Genomic DNA, 18,584 nt, shown 5'->3' with positions numbered 1-18,584 from the left:
GGCTCATCGTGGTGAGCCGTCGCCGCGCTTCGTCGTGCTTCGTCGTCCTTCGTCGTGGCGCTCTATGCGGTGACTACTGGTACCGGCGGAACGACACGAGGACCGCTCGCTCCTCGGCGGTCTGGCCGCCCCAGACGCCGTAGCGGGTGGACCGTCGCTCCGTCAGGAGCGCGTACTCGAGGCAGTCGGACGACACGGGACACCGGCCGCAGACGCTCTTGGCCTCCCGCTCGCGGTCCATGCGAGGTTCGCCGCGCTCGCCCTCCGGGGAGAAGAAGAGCTCCGGGTCGCCCTTGCGGCATTCCGCTTCCATGATCCAGTCGCGCGAGCCCACACGTACCTGCGGCGCGGTGGGGGCAGCGGTGCGGAGGCGGGCCGATCGTCGTCGGGGCGCCGAGGTGAGGTTCTGCAAGATCGTGACTTTCCTTCACTGAGTGCGGTGATGGCGCTCCGCGTGACGCGGGCGCTGACGACGACGGCCTCGGGGGCACGTCGTCCGGCGGGCTGACCTACTCGACGGCCGGGTCTCCGCCCAGGAGCGCGACAGAGGGCGCCAGGGCGGGAAAGACCCAGAGGAAGAGCACGGCGACGGCGGCCAGGAGCAGCACCAGGGACAGCACGATGCGGAGAAAGACACTCCCCGGCAGGTGACGGAAGATCCATGCGTACATCAGTTGTCCCTGCTCTCGAGCACCTGTGCGGGCGTTCCGTCCGAGCGGTCCATCCATCCGACGAACGTGGCGTAGGTGATCCACCGGTGATCGTTGCCGTACTCGCCCAGCGTGAGCGAGTGGCAGGTGGTCAACGTGAGCATCCGCTCGGTCGGCTTCTGGCCGGGATGGTGCGGGACGGGCGCGATGACGTCGGTCTGGTCGGGGGTGACGATCTCGTGGTCGGTGACCTCGTACACGTACCAGGTCTTCGGGGTCTCGACGATGATCTGGTCGCCCTTGTCGAGGCGGTCGACGTATCGGAACGAGTTGCCGTGCGTGCGCCGGTGCCCGGCGAGCGCGAAGTTGCCGACCTCCCCGACCTGCTGCGACGTCTCGTAATGTCCGGCCAGGGCGCGGTCGAGAATGTTCAGCGACGTGCCCTCGGCGATCGGCATCTCGTTGTTCGTGAGGCCGTACCACGCCGGCACGATGAGCGTCCCCGTCGTCTCTCCGACGTCAGCAGGAGAGGGGACCGGGGGATCGTCCGTGCGCAGCTCGGCGGTGTGTGACACCTCGGGCGCGAGCCCGTCGCGGAAGTCCGACATGATCGTGCTCGCCTCGGCGTTGGCGGTGACCGAGGTCCACCAGAGCTGCCAGACGACGAAGAGGCCCAGGACGACGCCGATCGTGAGGAGCAGCTCTCCGAGGATGCCGACGCACGTGCTGCCTGTGCGGCGCACGGCGCTTCGTTCTGGGTTCACCCCGTGACGATATGGCCGCATTTTTGCTACCCCTGGCGCCGACGCCAGGTTTGAGTGAGTACTCATCGTGCCCGCGTCGATGCCGAGGTCCGGCACCGCATTCCCTCGCGGTCGTCCGATGAGTAGCAGGTGGATCGTCCCGGCCGGACCAGACAGTGGTGCCGCTGATTGAGCCGGATGTGGGACGGGATGCGTGATGGAGGACGAGAGGTCGGACGCCGAGCTGATGGAGCAGGTGCGACGAGGCGACGAGACGGCGAGCCGCGAGCTGTGGCGACGCCACTGGCACGCCGCGCTCGCGACGGCGGACAGGTATCGCGATGTGGTGGACCCTGAGGACGCGGCGCAGGAGGGCGTGATGAAGGTCTTCCTCGCGGTGCAGCGCGGAGCCGGCCCGACCGGCGCGTTCCGCCCTTATCTGCGACGCGTGGTGCGGAACGTGGCCGTGTCCGCGGCACGGCGACGCCACGCCTGGGCCGTCGGTGGCCTGATCGAGCTGGACCGCCTCGTCCGGGACCTGCATGAGAACCCGATGGACGACGTCGTGGCGCGGCTCGAGGTCGCGGACGCCCTGCGCCGGCTGCCGCGCCGGTGGCGCGACGCGCTGTGGGACGGCGTCGCGCTGGGCATCCCGCCGCGTGAGCTGGGCGTGTCGTACGGGATGTCGGCCAACGCGGTCTCGGCGCTGGTCAAGCGAGCCAAGGCCGGGATGCGCGAACAGCTGTCGTCGTGAGGCGTCAGGAGACCAGCGTGGCCGTGAGGATGCCGGCGCCGAAGCCGGCGGCGATGCACGCGGGGACGACGAGCCGGGGATCGCCCGCCGCGGGGCTCGTCAGCCAGGTCCACGTGTGCGACAGGAAGGACCGAGGCTTGGGGCGCGCCCGGTGGGAAGGGCGTCGTGCTTCGGTGCGGGCGGTGCGGATGGCGCGGCGGGAGGCCGTCACCGGCGGTGGGGGTTCAGGAGTCACATCTGGAGCACGTCACCGCCTCCTCAATTCTGACGCGCAGGCGGGTGTGGGCCGCGTCATGACGGGCCTGAGTAGCGAGTGGGCCGATCTGCGGGTGTTAGACCTTTCCGGCGGTGCAGTGAGTACCGCGACAGCTCCAGCCAGGCGGAAGGTCAGTCAGATGATGAGGAACGAGCACACGGGTTCGCGCGGCCGGGTCGGTCGGCGACTGGCGGCCCTGACGGTCGCCGTGGTCACGGCGGCGAGCCTGGCCGCGTGTTCGTCGGGCGACGACGGCGAAGCGAAGGCGTCGCCGACGACGACCCAGCAGCAGGCGCAGGACGGCCCGAACGCCAAGGTGGAGTCCCAGATTCGCGACGCGATCGACGTCACGCGCTCTGCCGAGGGCGTGGTGGGCAAGAAGAAGCTGAAGTCCCTCCAGGTGGCTCTGGCCAACACGACCGTCGCGCTCGAGAAGCTCAAGCAGGCTGAGGGTGACGACGTCGAGGAGGCGCAGGCCAACCTCGACAAGGCGGTGAAGGAGCTCAAGCAGGCTGAGGCGGCCGCCAAGAAGGCGATCGACAAGAAGTCGGAGAAGTAGGCCTCGGGGGACTAGCTCCCGGCGGCGACGGCCCGCGGTGGGCGGCGTGGTGCTTCCACCACGGCGTGCCCACCGCGGGCTTCATGTCTGGGCGGTGTCGGCCTCGACGGACGTGGACGCTTCTGTTGCGGCTCAGGCCGCGGCGAGCTCGAGCACGTCGGGCGACGCGACGTCTGTCGCGGACGGGGCGTTCTTCGCGATCGAGGTGTCCATCGCCTCGCCGAAGGACGGCGAGCGTGTCAGCAGCCGTCCGGTGTTCACCGGGACGGCCGCTCCGGACACCACCAGAGTCACGACTGAGGGGCGAGGCCACACGGCCTCGCCCCGTGGCCGTTGCTGACGACGTCGTTGCTGACGACAGACCGCATCAACGTCACTCCCTCAACGTCCCGTGCGGTTAGTGCCGGCACGGGCTACTCAAGTCGCGGCGCAGCACTCCTCAAGTGGGCCGCAGGCCGTCATGAGGGGCTCCTCTTGGGCGATGCGAGGCAGAGATTTGAGCTCTAGACGCGAGGCGACCGGCCCGCGCCCTCCCACTCACTAGAGCTCGGATACACGGATGACAACGAACACCTCGGTCGAACCAGACCCGGCCGCTCCCGGGGTCGGACCTCACACGGCCAGCACCGGCACCAGCGTCCCGCGCAAGTGGTACGTGAAGGTGATCGCCGTCGGCGCGATCCTCTTGACGGCGTGGCACATCTTCGCCTCGTTCCTGTGGATCAGCCCGCCGACACCGTTGCGCGAGCTGGTTCCCGGGAACCTCCTGTCGAGCTACATGATCCCCTGGTACGGGCAGAGCTGGAGCGTCTTCGCGCCGGAGCCGATCAACGGGGACTACCGGTTCAAGGTCCGGGCCGAGATCGAGCAGGGCGGCGACACGACCACGGTGACCGACTGGTTCACGGCCACCGACGTCGAGATGGGCGCCGCGCGCCACAACCTCTTCCCGCCGCGAGGCACGTCGCTCGGGACGCAGCAGGCCTCCAAGCTCAAGGGCGCGTGGGAGAAGCTCACCCCGGAGCAGAAGGAGATCGCCGCGCTGGGCTTCTACGAGGGCGACGCCTGGCTCGGCCGCATGCACGCGGCGATGAAGGAGAAGGGCAACGAGGCTGCCGCCACCGACTACATCGTCCAGGAGCGGTACTCCGACGCCTACGCGACCCAGGTGGCGCGGGCCGTCTGGGGCGACGACGTCGTGCGGGTCCAGTACCAGGTGAGCCGGCAGAACATCGTGCCGTTCGCGCAGCGCAACGATCCTGACGCGAAGCGTCCGGACCCCACCATCGTCGCCACCGGATGGCGCGGACTCATCGACATGCCCCACCAGTCGGACGAGGCGTTCGCCAACACGTTCCAGGCGTGGATGGACGGCACCGGTATCAAGGGAGCGGACAAGTGAGCGACGGCGTGATCAAGAGAGGCGTCGGCACCGGCGTCGACCTGGGCAAGAGGGCGTGCGACCGCGCTCGTTCTGTCGTGACGATGACCGTCGACGTCTTCGAGAAGTGGCTCTTCGTGCAGAAGCGTGCGAGCTACGGCCTCGCCGTCGCGCGCATCCTGCTCGGCGTCATGTTTGCGGGCGCCCTGCTGACCAACTTCGGCTCCCGCCACTTCGCGTTCGGCGAGGGCGTGGCGTGGAGCGGGCAGGTGGAGTTCCCGTCCAGCGACTTCGCGGTCATGTGGCCGTTCAGCATCTTCCACGACGCCGGCACGAACCCGACGCTCCTGACCTTCCTGTTCCTCCTGACGATCGCGCTGGCGGTCCTGTTCTCCCTGGGCTACCGGACGCGGCTGGTCATGATCCCGCTGTTCGTGCTCTGGGTGGGCTACGTCGAGTCCAACTCCTACCTGTCGGACCAGAGCGACAACCTGACGCGGATGGCGATGATCGCGATCTTCTTCGCGGCTCCCGCCGACCGGTGGTCGCTCGACAGCCTGCGCCGCAAGAAGTTCGCCGACATGACGGAGCGCAACGTGCTGCTGCGGTGGTGGCGGTTCCAGCGGGTCCTGCCGCAGTGGGCCACCAACATGTCGCACAACCTCGCGATCGCCGTGCTCGTCGCACAGATCTGCTTCATCTACGCCTCGGGCGGGTTCTTCAAGGACCAGGGCAAGCCGTGGTACGGCGGCTGGGCCGTGTACGACCCGATCCACGTGGAGCGGTTCGGCACCTGGCCCGAGCTCAGCCACCTGGTCACCGTCTGGGGCCCCGGGGTCGCGATCGCGACGATCACGACCGTGCTGGTGCAGGCGCTCTTCCCGGTGATGCTGCTGCGCCGGGGGACGCGGATCTTCGCCCTCGCCGTCATCTTCGCCTTCCACCTGGGCATCGCCGTGCTGATGGGCCTGCCGTGGTTCTCGCTGGCGATGATCGCCCTCGACGCCGTGCTGATCCGTGACGTGACCTGGCAGCGGGTGCCGCACGCCTTCCGACGCTCCTGGCGGGTGGCCGGGGGGCACTCACCGGAGCCCGACGCCGCCGAGGGTGTCGTGGAGGAGCCCGCCGGCGCGACCGGCGCCACGAGCACCGACACGGACGCGGACGGCGCGGCCGAGGGCGCCGAGCACCCCGACCGCGAGGTGGAGATCCCGGACTACGTGACGGTCCCGGCAGGCTCGACCGATCCTGCCAAGGCGGTCTGATGTCCGCGCAGAGCCCGGACGTGACCGTGGTCGGGAGCGGGCCGAACGGTCTGGCGGCCGCCTACGTGGCGGCGACGCACGGGCTGTCCGTCCGGGTCGTCGAGCAGTCCGACCGTCTCGGCGGCGGGCTGCGCAGCGAAGAGGTCGTCGAGCCCGGGTTCAGCAGCGACGTCTGCGCCGCCGTGCACCCGCTCGCGGTCGCGTCGCCGTTCTTCGCCGCCACGGGGCTGCTCGACGACGTCGAGCTCGTCACGCCGGAGATCTCCTACGCGCAGACGCTGCATCGTGGGCGGGCCGCCGTCGCCTATCACGACGTCGGGCGGACGGCGGACGCCCTCGGCCGGGACGGCGCCACGTGGCGGCGGATCTTCGACCCGCTCGTCGCGGACGTCGAGGCGCTGACCCGGTTCACGCTCGGGGCGCCGCTGGGCATGGGGCTGCCGGGAAGACCGCACGTGCAGTTCGGGCTCCGGGCCCTCGCCACCGCGCGGCTCACCGGCCCCACCGTGTTCCGCGGGATCGACGCGCCGGGCCTCCTCAGCGGCCTGCACGGACACACGATGGGTGACGCCGGCACGCTCGCCGGGTCGTTCGTCGGGCTCACCCTCGGCGTGCACGCGCACGCCGGCGGGTGGCCGATCCCGGTGGGTGGTTCGGGGGCGATCGCGGCGGCGATGATCGCCCGGCTGCAGGACCTCGGTGTCGAGCTGGTCACCGGGCACCGGGTCCGGTCGCTCGCGGAGACGGCGGGTTCGCGCGCCGTCCTGCTCGACGTCGCCCCGCAGGCCCTGCCCGCCCTCGCCGGGGGGCGGCTCAGCCCCCGCGCCGCCCGGCCGTATCAGCGGTTCCTCAGCGGGAGCGGGGCCGCGAAGCTCGACCTCACGCTCGACGGTCCTGTGCCGTGGACCGACGAGCGGCTGGCGGGAGCAGGAACTGTGCACCTCGGCGGGCGTGCCGCCGAGCTGGTGAGCGCGGAGCGCGCCGCGGCCCGGGGTCTGCCGTCGCGCTCACCCTTCATGCTCGTCGCGCAGCCGTCGACCTTCGACCCGACGAGGGCGCCCGAGGGCAAGCACGTCCTGTGGTGCTACGCGCACGTCCCGCGCGGCGACACGCGCGACATCTCGGAGCGGATGATCGACGCGATCGAGCTGCACGCCCCCGGCTTTCGCGACCTCGTCCGCGGCGGCGTCTTCCGGCCTGCTGCCCAGCTGGAGGACCACAACCCGAACATGATCGGGGGAGACATCGGGACCGGGGGCACCGGGCTGCGGCAGCTCTTCGCCCGCCCGCGGTTCAGCCCCGCCCCGTGGGTGACTCCGCTCCAGGGCACGTACCTGTGCTCCGCGGGGACCTCGCCCGGACCGGGGGTGCACGGCATGGCGGGCTGGCACGCCGCACGCCACGCCCTGCGCCGGGAGTTCGGCATCACGGTGGGCGAGCTGCACTGACAGCCGTCCTCGCCTGACGGCGGCCCGGAGGCCGCCCGTACCCCGCACGTCCTGCAACACGTCGCGCCCGACGCCCGACCGGAGATTCCGGTCGGGCGTCGGGCGTCTCCGGGCTCGTGAGACGGCGCTGTGCAGCACGCGTGAACCGCGTCACAGCGACATGTTGGCTTATGCGTCAGGTTCTGGAAAAACTGCTCCTGACCCGGGCGAACGTGTCGGCCGCCCCGGGCTGCCGCTCCTCGTCAGGCTCCCGCAAGACTCGTGCAGGATCTGCACGACGGCAGATCTGGGGCGTCACGACACCCAGGATGTGAGTAGCCGGATCGCGTGCCCCAGGCCGTTCGCCTGAGCGTGACCGCAAGGGTCCGGGCCGGCTACTCAAGACGTCAAACAGCCAGTGACAGGAGGCGAGGGTGAGCGTGAGCGATCTCCCCGGGGCTCGCACAATCGGCCACTCCGTCCGCGACGGTGGCCGCGCCGAGCAGGCGGCGCCCGCGAGGTGGCGTGCCCCGGACGGCCGACCGCTCCCGTTGTCGCGCAACGACGGGCAGGACGGGTCGCGACGGGCCTCCCACGCCCGCGGGGACCGTCGTCGCCGTCCCGCCGTCCCCACCTTCCGGACCCGCGCCGCGGAGGCGGCGCGGGAATGGCTGGGGATGGGACGCCACGTCCTCGTGGTCGGCGACGACGGCTCGGGCAAGTCGACCGTCTGCGCGGAGATCATCAGGGACGAGATCGCCGCCGGCGCCCACGTGGTGCACCTTCGCGGGATCCGGACCGACGTCCCCGGCACCCCCTACCTGCCCTTCCTGACGCACGAGCTGGCGCGGACCGGGTGGGCCCCCGGGCGCTGGATCCACCCAGAAGCCGTGCAGGTCTTCTCGGACGAGCTCCGCGGTCACCGGAACGTCATCGTCGTGGACGACCTGGACAGGTTCGACGCCGACTCGATCGCCGTGCTCGAGAACATGCTGCAGGACACCTCGGCCCGGCTCGTCGCGACCTCGTCGATCAGCTTCACCGCCGTGGGGCTCAGCGAGGGGCTGCCGGCCCACGGGCTCCTCGGGCAGTGTGCGCCCGCCGAGGTCGCCCTGACGCCGCTCGGGTACCAGGGGACGGCCGAGCTCCTGGAGGCGCGGCTCGGGTCGGGGGCGGCGCCGGAGCTCGTCTCCCGCGTCCTGACCTTCTCCGGCGGGATCCCTCGGGTCGCGGGCGCCGTCGTCGACGCCGCCCGGTGGGCGGGCGCCCTCCGGCAGGAGGGGGGCGCGTGGACGGAGGCCGCCGCGCTGGAGGACGTCCCTCTCGACGGCGTGGCCCATGCGCTGACCGGCCGCCTCTCCACCGCCGACTGCGAGGCGCTCGGGCTCCTCGCGTGGGCGGGGCCGGTGCGCCCGGAGGAGGCCTCGGCGCTCGTCCCCCCGCACGTGCTCGAAGGCCTCCGCGCGCGCCACCGGATCGTGTGGCACGAAGCAGACGGCGACGGCGTGGTGGGGGTCTTCCCGCCTGCCCTCGGCATCGCGGTCCGTCGCCGGCTGTCGCCGGTGCAGGAGCAGTCCATCGAGCAGCGGGTGAGCGCCGTGGTCGACGACTACCGCGTCCTGCAGGACGCGCTGGTCGGGGAGACCGGCGCCGCCCAGTCCGCGAACGACGGGCAGACCGAGGACGTGCCGCTGTCGTGGTCCGCGGACGTGGTCTGCCTGGTCGACGCGAACGTGCGGCGCCAGCGCGCTGCAGCCCGTGCGCGCTGGGAAGGCTCGCCGACGGTGGCGCACGCTCTCGACTACCTCGACCTGCTGTCGCACGACGTCGACGTCGACATCGCCGAGGAGGTGCTCGCGACCACCCGCGTCTCCCGTGACGAGGGCGAAGTTCTCCTGACCCGGTACCGGGTCGCGCAGCTGCAGTGGAAGGCGTGGGCGGGGGCGGACGAGAGCACGGTGCGGGCCTTCGTGGAGGACTGCGCGGCGGAGCTCGGCGACCATGCGCCCCTCCTCGCCCTGCACCTGCGATTCCTCGAGGCGACGCGGGCCGGTGAGGCCTTCACCGTGACCGCCGAGGACCAACCCCTCGCGTCCGGACCCAGCGACCTGGCCGCATCGTGGTACACGCTGGCGGCGGCCGTGACGAAGGCGGAGAGCGGGCTGCCGGAGGTTGCCCTCGAGCTGATCGCCCGCCGAGCGGACGGGGCGCACGCCTCGGTGCGCCCGTACCTCGACTCCGTCCGTCTCACGTCGCTGCTGCTGGCAGGCAAGGTCGAGGAGTCCGAGGACCGGGCCCGCGCCGGGCTCGCGACCGCGTGCCGTGAGCTCGACCCCGTCGGGATCCACGTGCACGCGCTCGGACTCGCGCAGGTCCTGTTCGTCAAGGGCGCCCACGCCGAGGCGTGGAGCCTGCTCGACCTGTCGATGCGGCTCGGCACGGCGGGCCCCACCCAGCTCACCCACGGCCGCGCGCTCGCGCTCGCCTCCGTGCTGCAGAGCAAGCTCGGTCATGTCGAGCTCGCACGGTCCTTGAACGAGCGGCTGGCGAGGCGACCGGACGTCTACCGCAGCCTCCTCGGCGACATGAAGGAATGGAGCACGGCGCACCTGCTCTATGCCGAAGGACATATCGAGGCGGGCGACGACCTGCTGTGGAACGCGGGGCAGCGGCACGCGGCGCACGGGCTCCGAGCGAGCGCGGGCCTGCTGTGGGCGACGCGTGCGCGGCTCCTGTCGGCCGAACAGCTCGAGGTCGTCGGCCGGCTCCAGACCGAGACCGCCATGCCGCTGTTCGGGTGGGTCTTCGCGCTGCACCGCTCCGCTCAGTCCGACGACGAGCGCCGGATCCGCGCGGCGGCGCGGGCGAGCGTCAGCTGGAGCCTCCCCAGCCTGACGGAGGAGGTGCTCCTCAAGCTGGACATGGTGCGAGCGGCACGGGGCGGCGACCCGCTCTCGATGAGCCAGCGCGACCGGCTCCTCGGCGCGCAGGGCGACGGTGCGGGCGGGGGTGTACGGCGAGCGTCGGGGCTCAGCGAGCGCGAGCTCGAGATCGTCCTCCTGGCCCGGGACGGCATGTCCAACCGCGAGATCGCCGACGGGCTGGTCCTCAGCGTGCGGACCGTGGAAAACCATCTGTACCGGGCGATGCGCAAGCTCAAGCTCAAGTCGCGGAGCGACCTGGCGTCGGCCCGGATCAGCAGCGGGTGGCGATGACCTCGCCGCTCAACGCGTGCTCGGCGTGCGCCGCCCCGCCCGGCGGTACGTGGCGGCGAAGTTCTGCCGCGGTTCCTCGATGAGCCCGCGGACCAGGGACCGGATCGTGTCGGGGTCGTGCTCGCGCGCTGCGGCGCGGATCGCGTCGCAGCGAGGCAGGGTCGCCTGCAGGTCCGCGAGGGTCTCCGGTCGGGAAATGTACCGCAGGAGGCGCGGCACGAGCCGGTCGAGCTGTGTCACCAGGACGGCGTTCCCCGAGGCGTGGCCGAACGCCAGGAAGAACCGGCAGATCGCTCGTCCCGCGGACGGGCTGTCCCCGGCTCCCACGGCCGCGGCTGCCGTGTCGTAGTGCCCGTCGATCTCGTCGAGCCACTGCGGGGTGGCCCGCTCGAGGGCCGGGCGGACAGCCTCCAGGCAGAGCACCCCGGCGGCGTACAGCGACTGGTTCAGGAACGCGCGATCGAGCTCCGTCACCTTGGTGAAGCGCCCGGGAGACATCTCGACGAGCCCGATCGAGCTCAGCCGGTTGAGGGCCTGCCGAACCGGGGTGCGGGAGACGTTCAGCCAGTGCATGAGCTCGTCGTCCTTCAGCACCTCACCCGGCTCCAGGGTGCCGTCGATGATCGCATCGACGATCGCGCGGTAGACCTCGTCGCGGAGCAGCACGCGACCTGTGGTCGGCTGGGTGCCGAGCGGCACGTCAGCTCACCCCCGCCAGGTCCGGTCCGTGGAGCTGCCGTTGCAGGTCGACGTGGGCCTGGAGCCGGTCGAAGTACGCACCGACCAGGTCAGCGGCGTCGTCGGCGCGGCCGTCCTCCGTCGCGGCGAGGAGCGCCCTGAGGTTCTCCTCGCCCATGTAGTAGCCGGCGTCCATGCCCCGGAGGTTGATCACGCGGCGGACGTGCGGGGACAGGTAGTCCCGGATGTCCATGACCACGGTGTTCGCGTAGGCATCGATGAACAGGTCGAACAGGTCCGTGCCGATGATGGGGGTCCGGTTCCGCGGGTCCGGGACGAGCAGCTCGTGGCCGAGCGCGACGATCCCGGCGCGCTCGCTGTCAGACAGCAGCGGCACGGCGTCGCGGACGACCTCGGTGCACAGCCCGCCCAGGGTGCTCAGCATGTCGACGAACATCCCCAGGTCGAGGTCGGTGACCCGCGTCTCCTTCTGGGGGATCATCTCGATGAACCCGTGCGCGGCGAGCCGGTCGATCGCCTCGCGGACCGGGGTGCGGGACGCGCCCGTCCAGCTCTCGATCTCCTGCTCGTGCAGCACCTCACCCGGAGCAAGGTCCCCGGCCACGATCGCTGCGAGCAGCTGATCGTGGACGACGTCGCGCAGCAACCGCCGAAGTGCTGGTCTCTGCGTGGTGGGAACGGGCATGTCACGATCCTAGCGACTGATATGTCAGATGTGTTGATTCCGAAGCCCGCAGATCCCCGCGCTCAGGACGGCTGGCTGCGCGGGGGCGCAGCGGGCGTCGCGAGGCGCTGACGTGCGGTGATGCAGGCAGGCGGCGTCGGGCGCGGGACGGCCGGTCGGCGCTCGTCCGACGGGCCACGCCCGGTCACGCAGGCGGGCGGGCCGTCTGGGCGGCCCGGTCGGCGTTCGCCTGGGCGGCGAACCGGTCGATCGCCTGGTGCGCCGCGGCGCCGTCGCCGTCGTGCGTCGCGAGCTCCAGGCGACGCGCGAGCTCGAGCAGGGTCTCGGGCCGGGAGCGGGCCGGCATGGCCCGCGCCAGGAAGATCAGGCGCGCGTTGAGCTCCGTGGACGCCCGCCGCAGCACCTCGTTCTGATGGCGTTCGGTGAAGAAGCTCATCAGCTCCTTGAGCGCCTCGATGTGGTCCTCGCCCCGTTCGACGTGGTCGCGGAGCCGGTGGATCGCCTCCATGAACTCTGCGCGCGTGGCGTCGTCGGCCTCGGGAAGGAGGGCGCTGACGGCCCGGGCGTGCAGCGCGAACGCGACCCGCCACGCGTACGCGAGCGCGGCCGGGTCCGCGGGCGCCACGCGCACCCGCCGGGGCCCGTCGACGTGCACGAAGCCGCGCTCCGCGAGGTGTTCGAGGGCGGTGCGGAGCGTCGTGCGGGTCACGCCGAGCCAGGCCATCAGGTCGTCCTCGTGCAGCACCTCGTCCGGGGCGAAGTGCCCCTTGAGCAGTGCGGTGACGATCTCGTCGAAGACGGCGTCGGCCAGTGGCCGGCGCCCGGTCCGCAACGTCCCGCGCGGTGCACGCATCGGTTACCGCGCCTCCTCTGCGGCTCGACGGAGCACCGGGACGGCGACGTCGTGCAGGAACGACTCCAGCGCGTCCTCCAGGCCGGCGACGTCCCGCCGGGCTGCGCTGTCGCGGCATCGCTCGACGGCGGCGGCGATCGCGGCCATGTCGACGTGGCGCCGGACGAGGCTCACCTGGTAGGCGAGCTCGATCTCGGCGCGACCGATGACGTCGTCGAGGATCGGGTTGGCGGCGTACTTCACGAGAGTCCCGAACGCGCGGTGGACGGACGTGGCCACGGCGTGGATGCGCGGGCGAGGCTCCTCGCAGGCGGCGATCGCCTGATCGTGCCGGTCGAGCACCGTCGCGAGGTCGTCCGCCCCGAGGTCCGCCAGGGTGAGGCGCGCGGCGAGCTGCCACATGCACACCGAGACCTCCAGCGCGTTGAGCGCGCGGCGGGGCCGCATCGGCGCCACCCGCACGTGGCGAGCGGGGGTGGTCTCGACCAGGCCGAGGTCGATCAACCGCTGCACGGCATGGCGGACCGGCGTACGGGTCGCGCCGAGCCAGCCCACCAGCTCAGCCTCGTGGAGGCGTTCCTCCGGCCGCAGCGTGCCGTCGAGGATGGCGCCCAGCAGCTGGTGGAAGACGGACTCCTTGACCAGCAGCCGGGTCGTGAGGTGGGGGTGGTCGGGGATCGGCATGGGTCTCTCTCGACGTCGGCGCGGGCCTTGTCGGGTGTCCTTCGAAGGGCTGGCGACGTCAGCTCGCGAAGGCTGTCGCGCCGTACGGCTGGCGGAACGGTTCGACGTACGGGTAGCCGCACACCTCGGCGGGGGAGCGCCCGTCGGCGAGCCCGCGGACGATGTGACAGATGCGCTCCGCCGCGTGCCCGTCCCCGTACGGCGACGGGGCCGCGCCCAGGCGTGCGTCGTCGATCCCGCTGGCGAAAAGGTCGTTGGCCACCAGCGCGAGGTCCTCGTGCGGCGGCACGAGACGCGCGAAGCCCGCGGCGATCGACTCCGGCCGGTCGGTGCTGCGGCGGACGACGAGCAGCGGTCGGCCGATCAGGGTGCACTCCTCCTGGATGCCGCCCGAGTCCGAGACGAGCAGCGTGGCGTGCGCCGCGAGCTGCAGGAACTCCTCGTGGCCGACGGGCGGCACGGCCGTGACCGCGTCGAGCAGGTGCAGCAGGCCGAACTGTTCCAGCGCCTCGCGGGTGCGGGGGTGCAGCACCAGGACGACGGGCGCGTCGATGCCGGCGAGGCCCTCCATGACGCGCCGGAGCGCGTGGGGGCTGTCGGTGTTCTCGGGGCGGTGGATCGTCGCCAGCGCGTAGCGGGCCAGAAGGTCGTCGTCGAGGCCGAGGTCGGCCGCGACCTGCTCCACCGTGCAGCTGGTGTGGTCGAGCGACCGATGGACCGCCTCGACCACGGTGTTGCCGGTGACCACGACTGACGTGGGGTTGACGCCCTCGCCGCGAAGCGTCGTCGCGTTGTGCTCGGTCGCCGCGCAGTGCACGTCGGCGAGGACGTCAGTGACACGACGGTTGAGCTCTTCCGGCATGTCGCGGTCGTACGAGCGCAGGCCGGCCTCGACATGGACGACCGGGATGCCGGCGCAGCTGGCGGCCTGCGCGCCCGACACCGCGGCGTCGGCGTCTCCCTGCACGACCACCACCGAGGGTCGCTGGTCCGCGAAGAGCCTCGTGAGCTCCGCGATCCCCGTGGCGATCCGTGCGCCGCGGTCCTCCGCAGCGCCCCCCGCGAGGACGTCGTCGGGCGCGCCGATCGCGAGCTGGTCGAGCAGCGTCCCCGTCAGTGCCCCGTCCTCCTGCTGTCCCGTGTGGATGACCCGGGCGCGATCACCGAGCCCGTGGATCACCGGGGCGAGCTTGACGATCTCCGGCCTCGTGCCCAGAACGACGGCCACGTCTCTCGCTGCCACGCATGCTCCCGCAAAATATCAGATGGTCTTGCCCCGAGATGGTAAGTCTGCCACAGGATGCCGGCCTCCCGGTGTCGGCGCCCGGCCGCGCCTCCGTCGGCGCGAGGTGTCCTGCTCCGGCCCGCCGGAGCGGCGGCCTGAGGGGATGGGCGCGGGGCCAGAGCAGGACACCGCCATCTTGTCGGCCTGTCGGCCGGTGAACGGGGTCCGTGCAAGTTCTGCACGCGGCCCCTCAGATCCGACTTGACCTGCCCATACTGCGGCTGCCGGCCAGGCAGGTCGGCAGACACGGGAGGGTGGTCATGCGGACGATGCGACGAGGGAGGTCGGCGGCGGTCGCGGTGCTGGCGACGACGTCGGTGGCGGTGAGCGGTCTGGTGGTGGCGCCGCAGACGGCGCTGGCCGCGCCGAGCTCTGCGGTGGCGAGCGTGCTCGCGGCCGAGGCGGGCTCGGAGTGGAGCAGCGCGGACGTCACGGTCCGGGTCGACGAGGACGGGGTCGCCCGGTTCTCGATGCCCGAAGAGCTCTACCGCTCCGAGCAGCGCGTGGTGCTCTACGTCGACGGGAAGTACCAGGGAGAGACGTACGACGGTCACCAGTACTACCTGGGCGCCTCGACGTCGAACGGCGTGACCACGCTGTCCCGTGGCGGCATGCAGCCCGGCCAGGTGGTCGAGGTCGGGCTGATCGCGGGCTCGCCGGGCTACAGCACGTCACACGACTCCGCGAACATCCTGGCGTCGACGGTCGCGTGGGGGCAGGTGACGAACCTGCGCGTGGTGAACGGGACCACGGTGGAGTTCACGATCCCGGAGGAGCTCTTCCGCGCCAGCAAGCGGGTGATGCTGCGGGTCGACGACGAGTACGCGGCGGAGTCGTACGCCGGCCGCACACCGTACGCGTCGTCCAGCGTGCACGACGGCCTCGTGACGGTGCGCCGGGGCATGCCCTCGGCGCCGGTCGACACGCTCGAGGTCGGCCTGGTGCCGGGGGGCCCGGGCAGCCGCTACGACCGGGCGGACGTCGTCGCGCTCGGGGTCCTGGCGCTGCCGGGTCGCGGCACCGACCTGACGGTCCAGGAGCAGTACTCGCAGGTCGACCTGGTCTCGCGCGGCAACGCCGAGGCCGACCGCCTGCGGGAGAACCGGGCGATGCGGCACAGCGTGCTGGAGCCCACGGGCCGGTTCGTGCGCGCCGGCGACGAGATCACCGTCACCCGGCCGGAAGGCGCGCCCGCGATGGAGGTGAAGATCGGTCAGTACGGGGGGCACCAGGGGGTCAACGACGGCAAGTCGCTGTCATTCTCCACGACGAGCCTCAAGGGCACGATGCAGACGGTCAAGGCGCCGATCGACGGCCTGGTCTTCCTCGTCAACCAGGGAGACACGACGGTTCGGGCCGGTGTGACGGGTGGGGTCGCCGTGCCGGTCTACACCCTGGGCCAGTCGACCGAGGCGGGCTTCCAGCAGGACGTGGCGACGTTCGACAAGTCTCCGTTCGCGATCGTCCAGGGCGAGCGGGTCCTGGTGCCGTTCCAGCGTCGGCTCCTGGAGCCGAACGTCACGAGCGTCACTGCGGAACGCGTGCGCTACTGGGACGACGTCGTGAACCGCACCGACGCCGTGTACGGCCTGTCCACGAAGGCCACGGGTGTGCACCACAAGTCGGCCGCCCGCATCTTCATCTCCAACCAGGACTCCGGCGGTGGCTACGCCTTCGCGACGCACGACCGCATCGGCTTCCAGGTCAACTCGGGTGCGGGGAAGAAGCTCCTCACCGGCGCGTACTCCGACCAGTGGGGCCTGTGGCACGAGGTCGGGCACACCTACCAGTTTCCGCAGAGGTTCGGCGGGCTGGGCGAGGTCACCTGCAACATCTCGGCCCTGGCGATCCAGGCCGGCAACGGATGGACCAGCAGGCTCGAGTCGTCCTCGAACAAGAACGCCGTCGCCACCTTCCTCGCACTGCCGGACAACGAGCGCAATTACCACTCGGCCAACGCCTGGGTCAAGCTCGCCATGTTCGACGGGCTGACCCAGCAGTACGGCGAGGACTTCTATCCGCAGCTGCACCGCACCATCCGAGAGGCGGCCGCCGCCGGCACGATCAGCATCCCGGACGACGAGGCACGCGAGCAGTACTTCATGGTCACGGCCGGTCAGGTCGCGCAGCGCAACCTGACCAGCTACTTCCAGAAGTGGGGGCTCCAGCCCGACGCCGCGACCAAGGCGGTCCTGGCGACGTACCCGAACTGACGACCAGCATCACCCGAGGCCCACGCACGGCCTGACGGTGGGTCACAGGGCAGGACGGGGTCTCGGCCTGGTGGTCGGGGCCCCGTCGTTCGTGACGGGCCGGACGCGCCGTGCAGATTTTGCACGTCACGTCGAATCTGGGTTTTTGCCCTCCATCCTGGGTGCCGACAGGGCCGCCCGGCCCTGGCTGGGGGCGTGATGGGCGGTCCCGGCGTCGAGGCAGAGGGAGAAGTCATGCGTGTAGCACAGCGGGGACGGTCGGCAGCGGTGGCGCTGCTGGCAGCGGGGTCGGTGGCGGTGAGCGGTCTGGTGGTCGCGCCCGGTGCGGCGGCGGCGCCGACCTCGGGCACCGCCGCGGTCACGTCGGTGGCGGCGGCCGTGGCCAACGAGGACGTCACGGTCAAGGTCGCGGCGAACGGCTCGGTGCAGTTCATGCTGCCGGAGGACGTGTTCCGCTCCACGCAGCGCGTGATGCTGTTCATCGACGGCAACTACAACGGCGAGACGTACAACGGCCGCGCCTACGGTCTGACCCCGAAGGTGGCGAACGGGATCGCGACGCTGACGCGCGCGGCGGCGAAGGGCGCGAAGCCGGGACAGCTGGTCGAGGTTGCCTACGTGACGGGCCGTCCGGGCTTCACCCCCCGGTACGACGGGGCGAACGTCGTCGCCTCCCAGCTCGCGCCGGGAAGCAACGACCTCGCGGTGTGGAAGGGGCAGTCGCGGCTCACGGTGGTGCCTCGGGGTGACGCGAACAGCGACCGGATCCGCGAGAACCGGTGGTTGCAGCACAACACGCTCAACCCGGTGGGCCGGTACGTCACCCAGGGTGAGACCTTCACCGTGCAGGTGCCGGCCGGGGTGTCGATGAGGATCGGTATCGGGCAGTACGGCAACTACCCGGGGATCAACGGCGGCGAGACCACGAAGTTCGACTGGCACACGATCACGGGAACGACGACGGTCACCGCCGGTGCCGACGGCATGATCAACCTCGTCAACGAGGGCACCAAGCCGGTGTTCTCCATCGTGTATGGCGGAACGCCGGTGCCAACCTTCACGCTCGGCAAGACCACCGAGGCGGCGTTCCAGTACGACCTCGACCGGTGGAAGACCGCGCCGCTCGTGCTGGTGCAGGGCGAGCGCACCGTCGGCGTGTTCCAGCGGGCCACGATCGACAGGTTCGGCCTCACCACCCAGAACGTGTGGAACTGGGACGACGTCGTCAACCGCACGGACGCGTTCGCTGGTCTGTCCACCACGGAGGCCGGCCTGCACCACCGCTCTGCCGCGCGCATCTACATCGCCAACCCCCTCACGGGCGCTGGCGGGGCGTCCGCGACGCACGGGCGGGTCACGTTCCAGTCGAGCCAGCCTGCTGCCAAGAAGCTGTTCGGCCCGGAGACCGGGATGTGGGGGTTCTTCCACGAGGTCGGGCACACCTACCAGGTGCCGCAGTACATGTGGAAGGGCACCAGCGAGATCACGGTCAACATCTCCGCGGACATCATCCAGATGGACCTGGGCGGCCCCAGCACCATCGAGAACCCGAAGCACCAGGCCGCGATCGCGGACTACCTGGCGATGCCCGAGTCCGAGCGCGACTTCAACACCTCCCCGTCCGGCGCCCGGTACGCCATGTTCTTCGGCCTCACTGACGCCTACGGCTCGGAGTTCTACACGAAGCTCAACCGCGTCTACCGGGAGCAGGCCGCCGCGGGCACGACTGGCGCGACGGACACCGCCTCGCGCCAGCAGCACTTCATGGTCACCGCTGGCCAGGTCGCGCAGCGCAACCTGACCGGCTACTTCCAGAAGTGGGGGCTGAAGCCCGACGTCGCGACCAAGGCGGCCCTGGCGAAGTACCCGAGCTGACGACGCGCCGGGAGCAGCGTTCTCCGTCGGTGCTGAGCCC

At 71.2% G+C, this 18,584-nt stretch carries 18 protein-coding genes; 8 read left to right on the top strand and 10 right to left on the bottom strand.

Annotated features, from left to right (window positions below; all coding sequences use genetic code 11):
- Positions 1–73 precede the first annotated feature (73 nt).
- From ACWGKI_RS12665 to ACWGKI_RS12655, 3 genes are all read right to left on the bottom strand, one after another.
- Positions 74–313, bottom strand: coding sequence for a WhiB family transcriptional regulator (locus tag ACWGKI_RS12665; RefSeq protein WP_452187405.1), 240 nt, complete (start codon positions 311–313; stop codon positions 74–76).
- A gap of 196 nt (positions 314–509) precedes the next feature.
- Positions 510–671 carry a hypothetical protein gene (locus ACWGKI_RS12660; protein ID WP_452187403.1) on the bottom strand — a complete coding sequence of 54 codons (162 nt, stop codon included), beginning with the start codon at positions 669–671 and terminating at the stop codon, positions 510–512.
- A complete protein-coding gene (locus tag ACWGKI_RS12655; RefSeq protein ID WP_452187401.1) occupies positions 671–1,414 on the bottom strand; it encodes a class E sortase in 744 nt (247 codons plus the stop codon). The genes ACWGKI_RS12660 and ACWGKI_RS12655 overlap by 1 nt, the downstream gene beginning before the upstream one ends.
- 196 nt (positions 1,415–1,610) lie before the next feature.
- Between ACWGKI_RS12655 and ACWGKI_RS12650 the strand changes: the two genes are divergently transcribed.
- The gene (locus ACWGKI_RS12650; RefSeq protein ID WP_452187399.1) at positions 1,611–2,147 is read left to right on the top strand and encodes an RNA polymerase sigma factor; all 537 of its coding nucleotides are present in this window, start codon (positions 1,611–1,613) and stop codon (positions 2,145–2,147) included.
- Between the two features lie 4 nt (positions 2,148–2,151).
- Here the strand turns inward: ACWGKI_RS12650 and ACWGKI_RS12645 are convergent, their stop codons facing one another.
- Positions 2,152–2,358 (bottom strand): hypothetical protein, encoded by a 207-nt coding sequence (locus ACWGKI_RS12645; protein ID WP_452187397.1) that lies wholly within the window; start codon positions 2,356–2,358, stop codon positions 2,152–2,154.
- Positions 2,359–2,542: 184 nt separating this feature from the next.
- Here ACWGKI_RS12645 and ACWGKI_RS12640 point away from each other — a divergent pair, with 184 nt between their 5' ends.
- Positions 2,543–2,962: a hypothetical protein gene (locus ACWGKI_RS12640; RefSeq protein WP_452187395.1), complete on the top strand. Its 420-nt coding sequence runs from the start codon at positions 2,543–2,545 to the stop codon at positions 2,960–2,962.
- Between the two features lie 132 nt (positions 2,963–3,094).
- Here ACWGKI_RS12640 and ACWGKI_RS12635 read toward each other — a convergent pair whose 3' ends face one another.
- Positions 3,095–3,256, bottom strand: coding sequence for a hypothetical protein (locus ACWGKI_RS12635; RefSeq protein ID WP_452187393.1), 162 nt, complete (start codon positions 3,254–3,256; stop codon positions 3,095–3,097).
- Positions 3,257–3,521: 265 nt separating this feature from the next.
- On the opposite strand from ACWGKI_RS12635, the gene ACWGKI_RS12630 reads away from it, so the two are divergent.
- The 4 genes from ACWGKI_RS12630 to ACWGKI_RS12615 all read left to right on the top strand — a co-directional run bounded on the left by ACWGKI_RS12630 (position 3,522) and on the right by ACWGKI_RS12615 (position 10,250).
- On the top strand, positions 3,522–4,364 hold the full coding sequence (locus tag ACWGKI_RS12630; protein WP_380243062.1) for a DUF5819 family protein: 843 nt from the start codon (positions 3,522–3,524) through the stop codon (positions 4,362–4,364).
- Positions 4,361–5,608, top strand: coding sequence for an HTTM domain-containing protein (locus ACWGKI_RS12625; protein WP_452187391.1), 1,248 nt, complete (start codon positions 4,361–4,363; stop codon positions 5,606–5,608). The genes ACWGKI_RS12630 and ACWGKI_RS12625 overlap by 4 nt, the downstream gene beginning before the upstream one ends.
- A complete protein-coding gene (locus ACWGKI_RS12620; protein ID WP_452187390.1) occupies positions 5,608–7,056 on the top strand; it encodes a phytoene desaturase family protein in 1,449 nt (482 codons plus the stop codon). Before ACWGKI_RS12625 ends, ACWGKI_RS12620 begins: the two co-directional genes overlap by 1 nt.
- Before the next feature lie 656 nt (positions 7,057–7,712).
- Positions 7,713–10,250 (top strand): helix-turn-helix transcriptional regulator, encoded by a 2,538-nt coding sequence (locus ACWGKI_RS12615; RefSeq protein ID WP_452187388.1) that lies wholly within the window; start codon positions 7,713–7,715, stop codon positions 10,248–10,250.
- Between the two features lie 9 nt (positions 10,251–10,259).
- Here ACWGKI_RS12615 and ACWGKI_RS12610 read toward each other — a convergent pair whose 3' ends face one another.
- The 5 genes from ACWGKI_RS12610 to wecB all read right to left on the bottom strand — a co-directional run bounded on the left by ACWGKI_RS12610 (position 10,260) and on the right by wecB (position 14,399).
- Positions 10,260–10,949: a GntR family transcriptional regulator gene (locus ACWGKI_RS12610; protein ID WP_452187387.1), complete on the bottom strand. Its 690-nt coding sequence runs from the start codon at positions 10,947–10,949 to the stop codon at positions 10,260–10,262.
- A 1-nt stretch (position 10,950) separates the two neighbouring features.
- Complete coding sequence (locus tag ACWGKI_RS12605; RefSeq protein ID WP_452187385.1) at positions 10,951–11,634, bottom strand: GntR family transcriptional regulator; 684 nt, start codon at positions 11,632–11,634, stop codon at positions 10,951–10,953.
- A gap of 184 nt (positions 11,635–11,818) precedes the next feature.
- A complete protein-coding gene (locus ACWGKI_RS12600) occupies positions 11,819–12,487 on the bottom strand; it encodes a GntR family transcriptional regulator (protein WP_380244378.1) in 669 nt (222 codons plus the stop codon).
- A gap of 3 nt (positions 12,488–12,490) precedes the next feature.
- The gene (locus tag ACWGKI_RS12595) at positions 12,491–13,171 is read right to left on the bottom strand and encodes a GntR family transcriptional regulator (RefSeq protein ID WP_380244377.1); all 681 of its coding nucleotides are present in this window, start codon (positions 13,169–13,171) and stop codon (positions 12,491–12,493) included.
- A 58-nt stretch (positions 13,172–13,229) separates the two neighbouring features.
- Positions 13,230–14,399 (bottom strand): non-hydrolyzing UDP-N-acetylglucosamine 2-epimerase, encoded by a 1,170-nt coding sequence (gene wecB / locus ACWGKI_RS12590; protein WP_452187382.1) that lies wholly within the window; start codon positions 14,397–14,399, stop codon positions 13,230–13,232.
- A 317-nt stretch (positions 14,400–14,716) separates the two neighbouring features.
- Between wecB and ACWGKI_RS12585 the strand changes: the two genes are divergently transcribed.
- Positions 14,717–16,669 (top strand): M60 family metallopeptidase, encoded by a 1,953-nt coding sequence (locus ACWGKI_RS12585; RefSeq protein ID WP_452187380.1) that lies wholly within the window; start codon positions 14,717–14,719, stop codon positions 16,667–16,669.
- A 234-nt stretch (positions 16,670–16,903) separates the two neighbouring features.
- Complete coding sequence (locus ACWGKI_RS12580) at positions 16,904–18,544, top strand: M60 family metallopeptidase (protein ID WP_452187378.1); 1,641 nt, start codon at positions 16,904–16,906, stop codon at positions 18,542–18,544.
- The last annotated feature ends 40 nt before the right edge of the window (positions 18,545–18,584 follow it).

The sequence above is a fragment of the Isoptericola sp. NPDC055881 genome (assembly GCF_053615895.1).
Note: the sequence above shows the minus strand (reverse complement) of the source record. Positions and strands in the feature narration are given on the sequence as shown.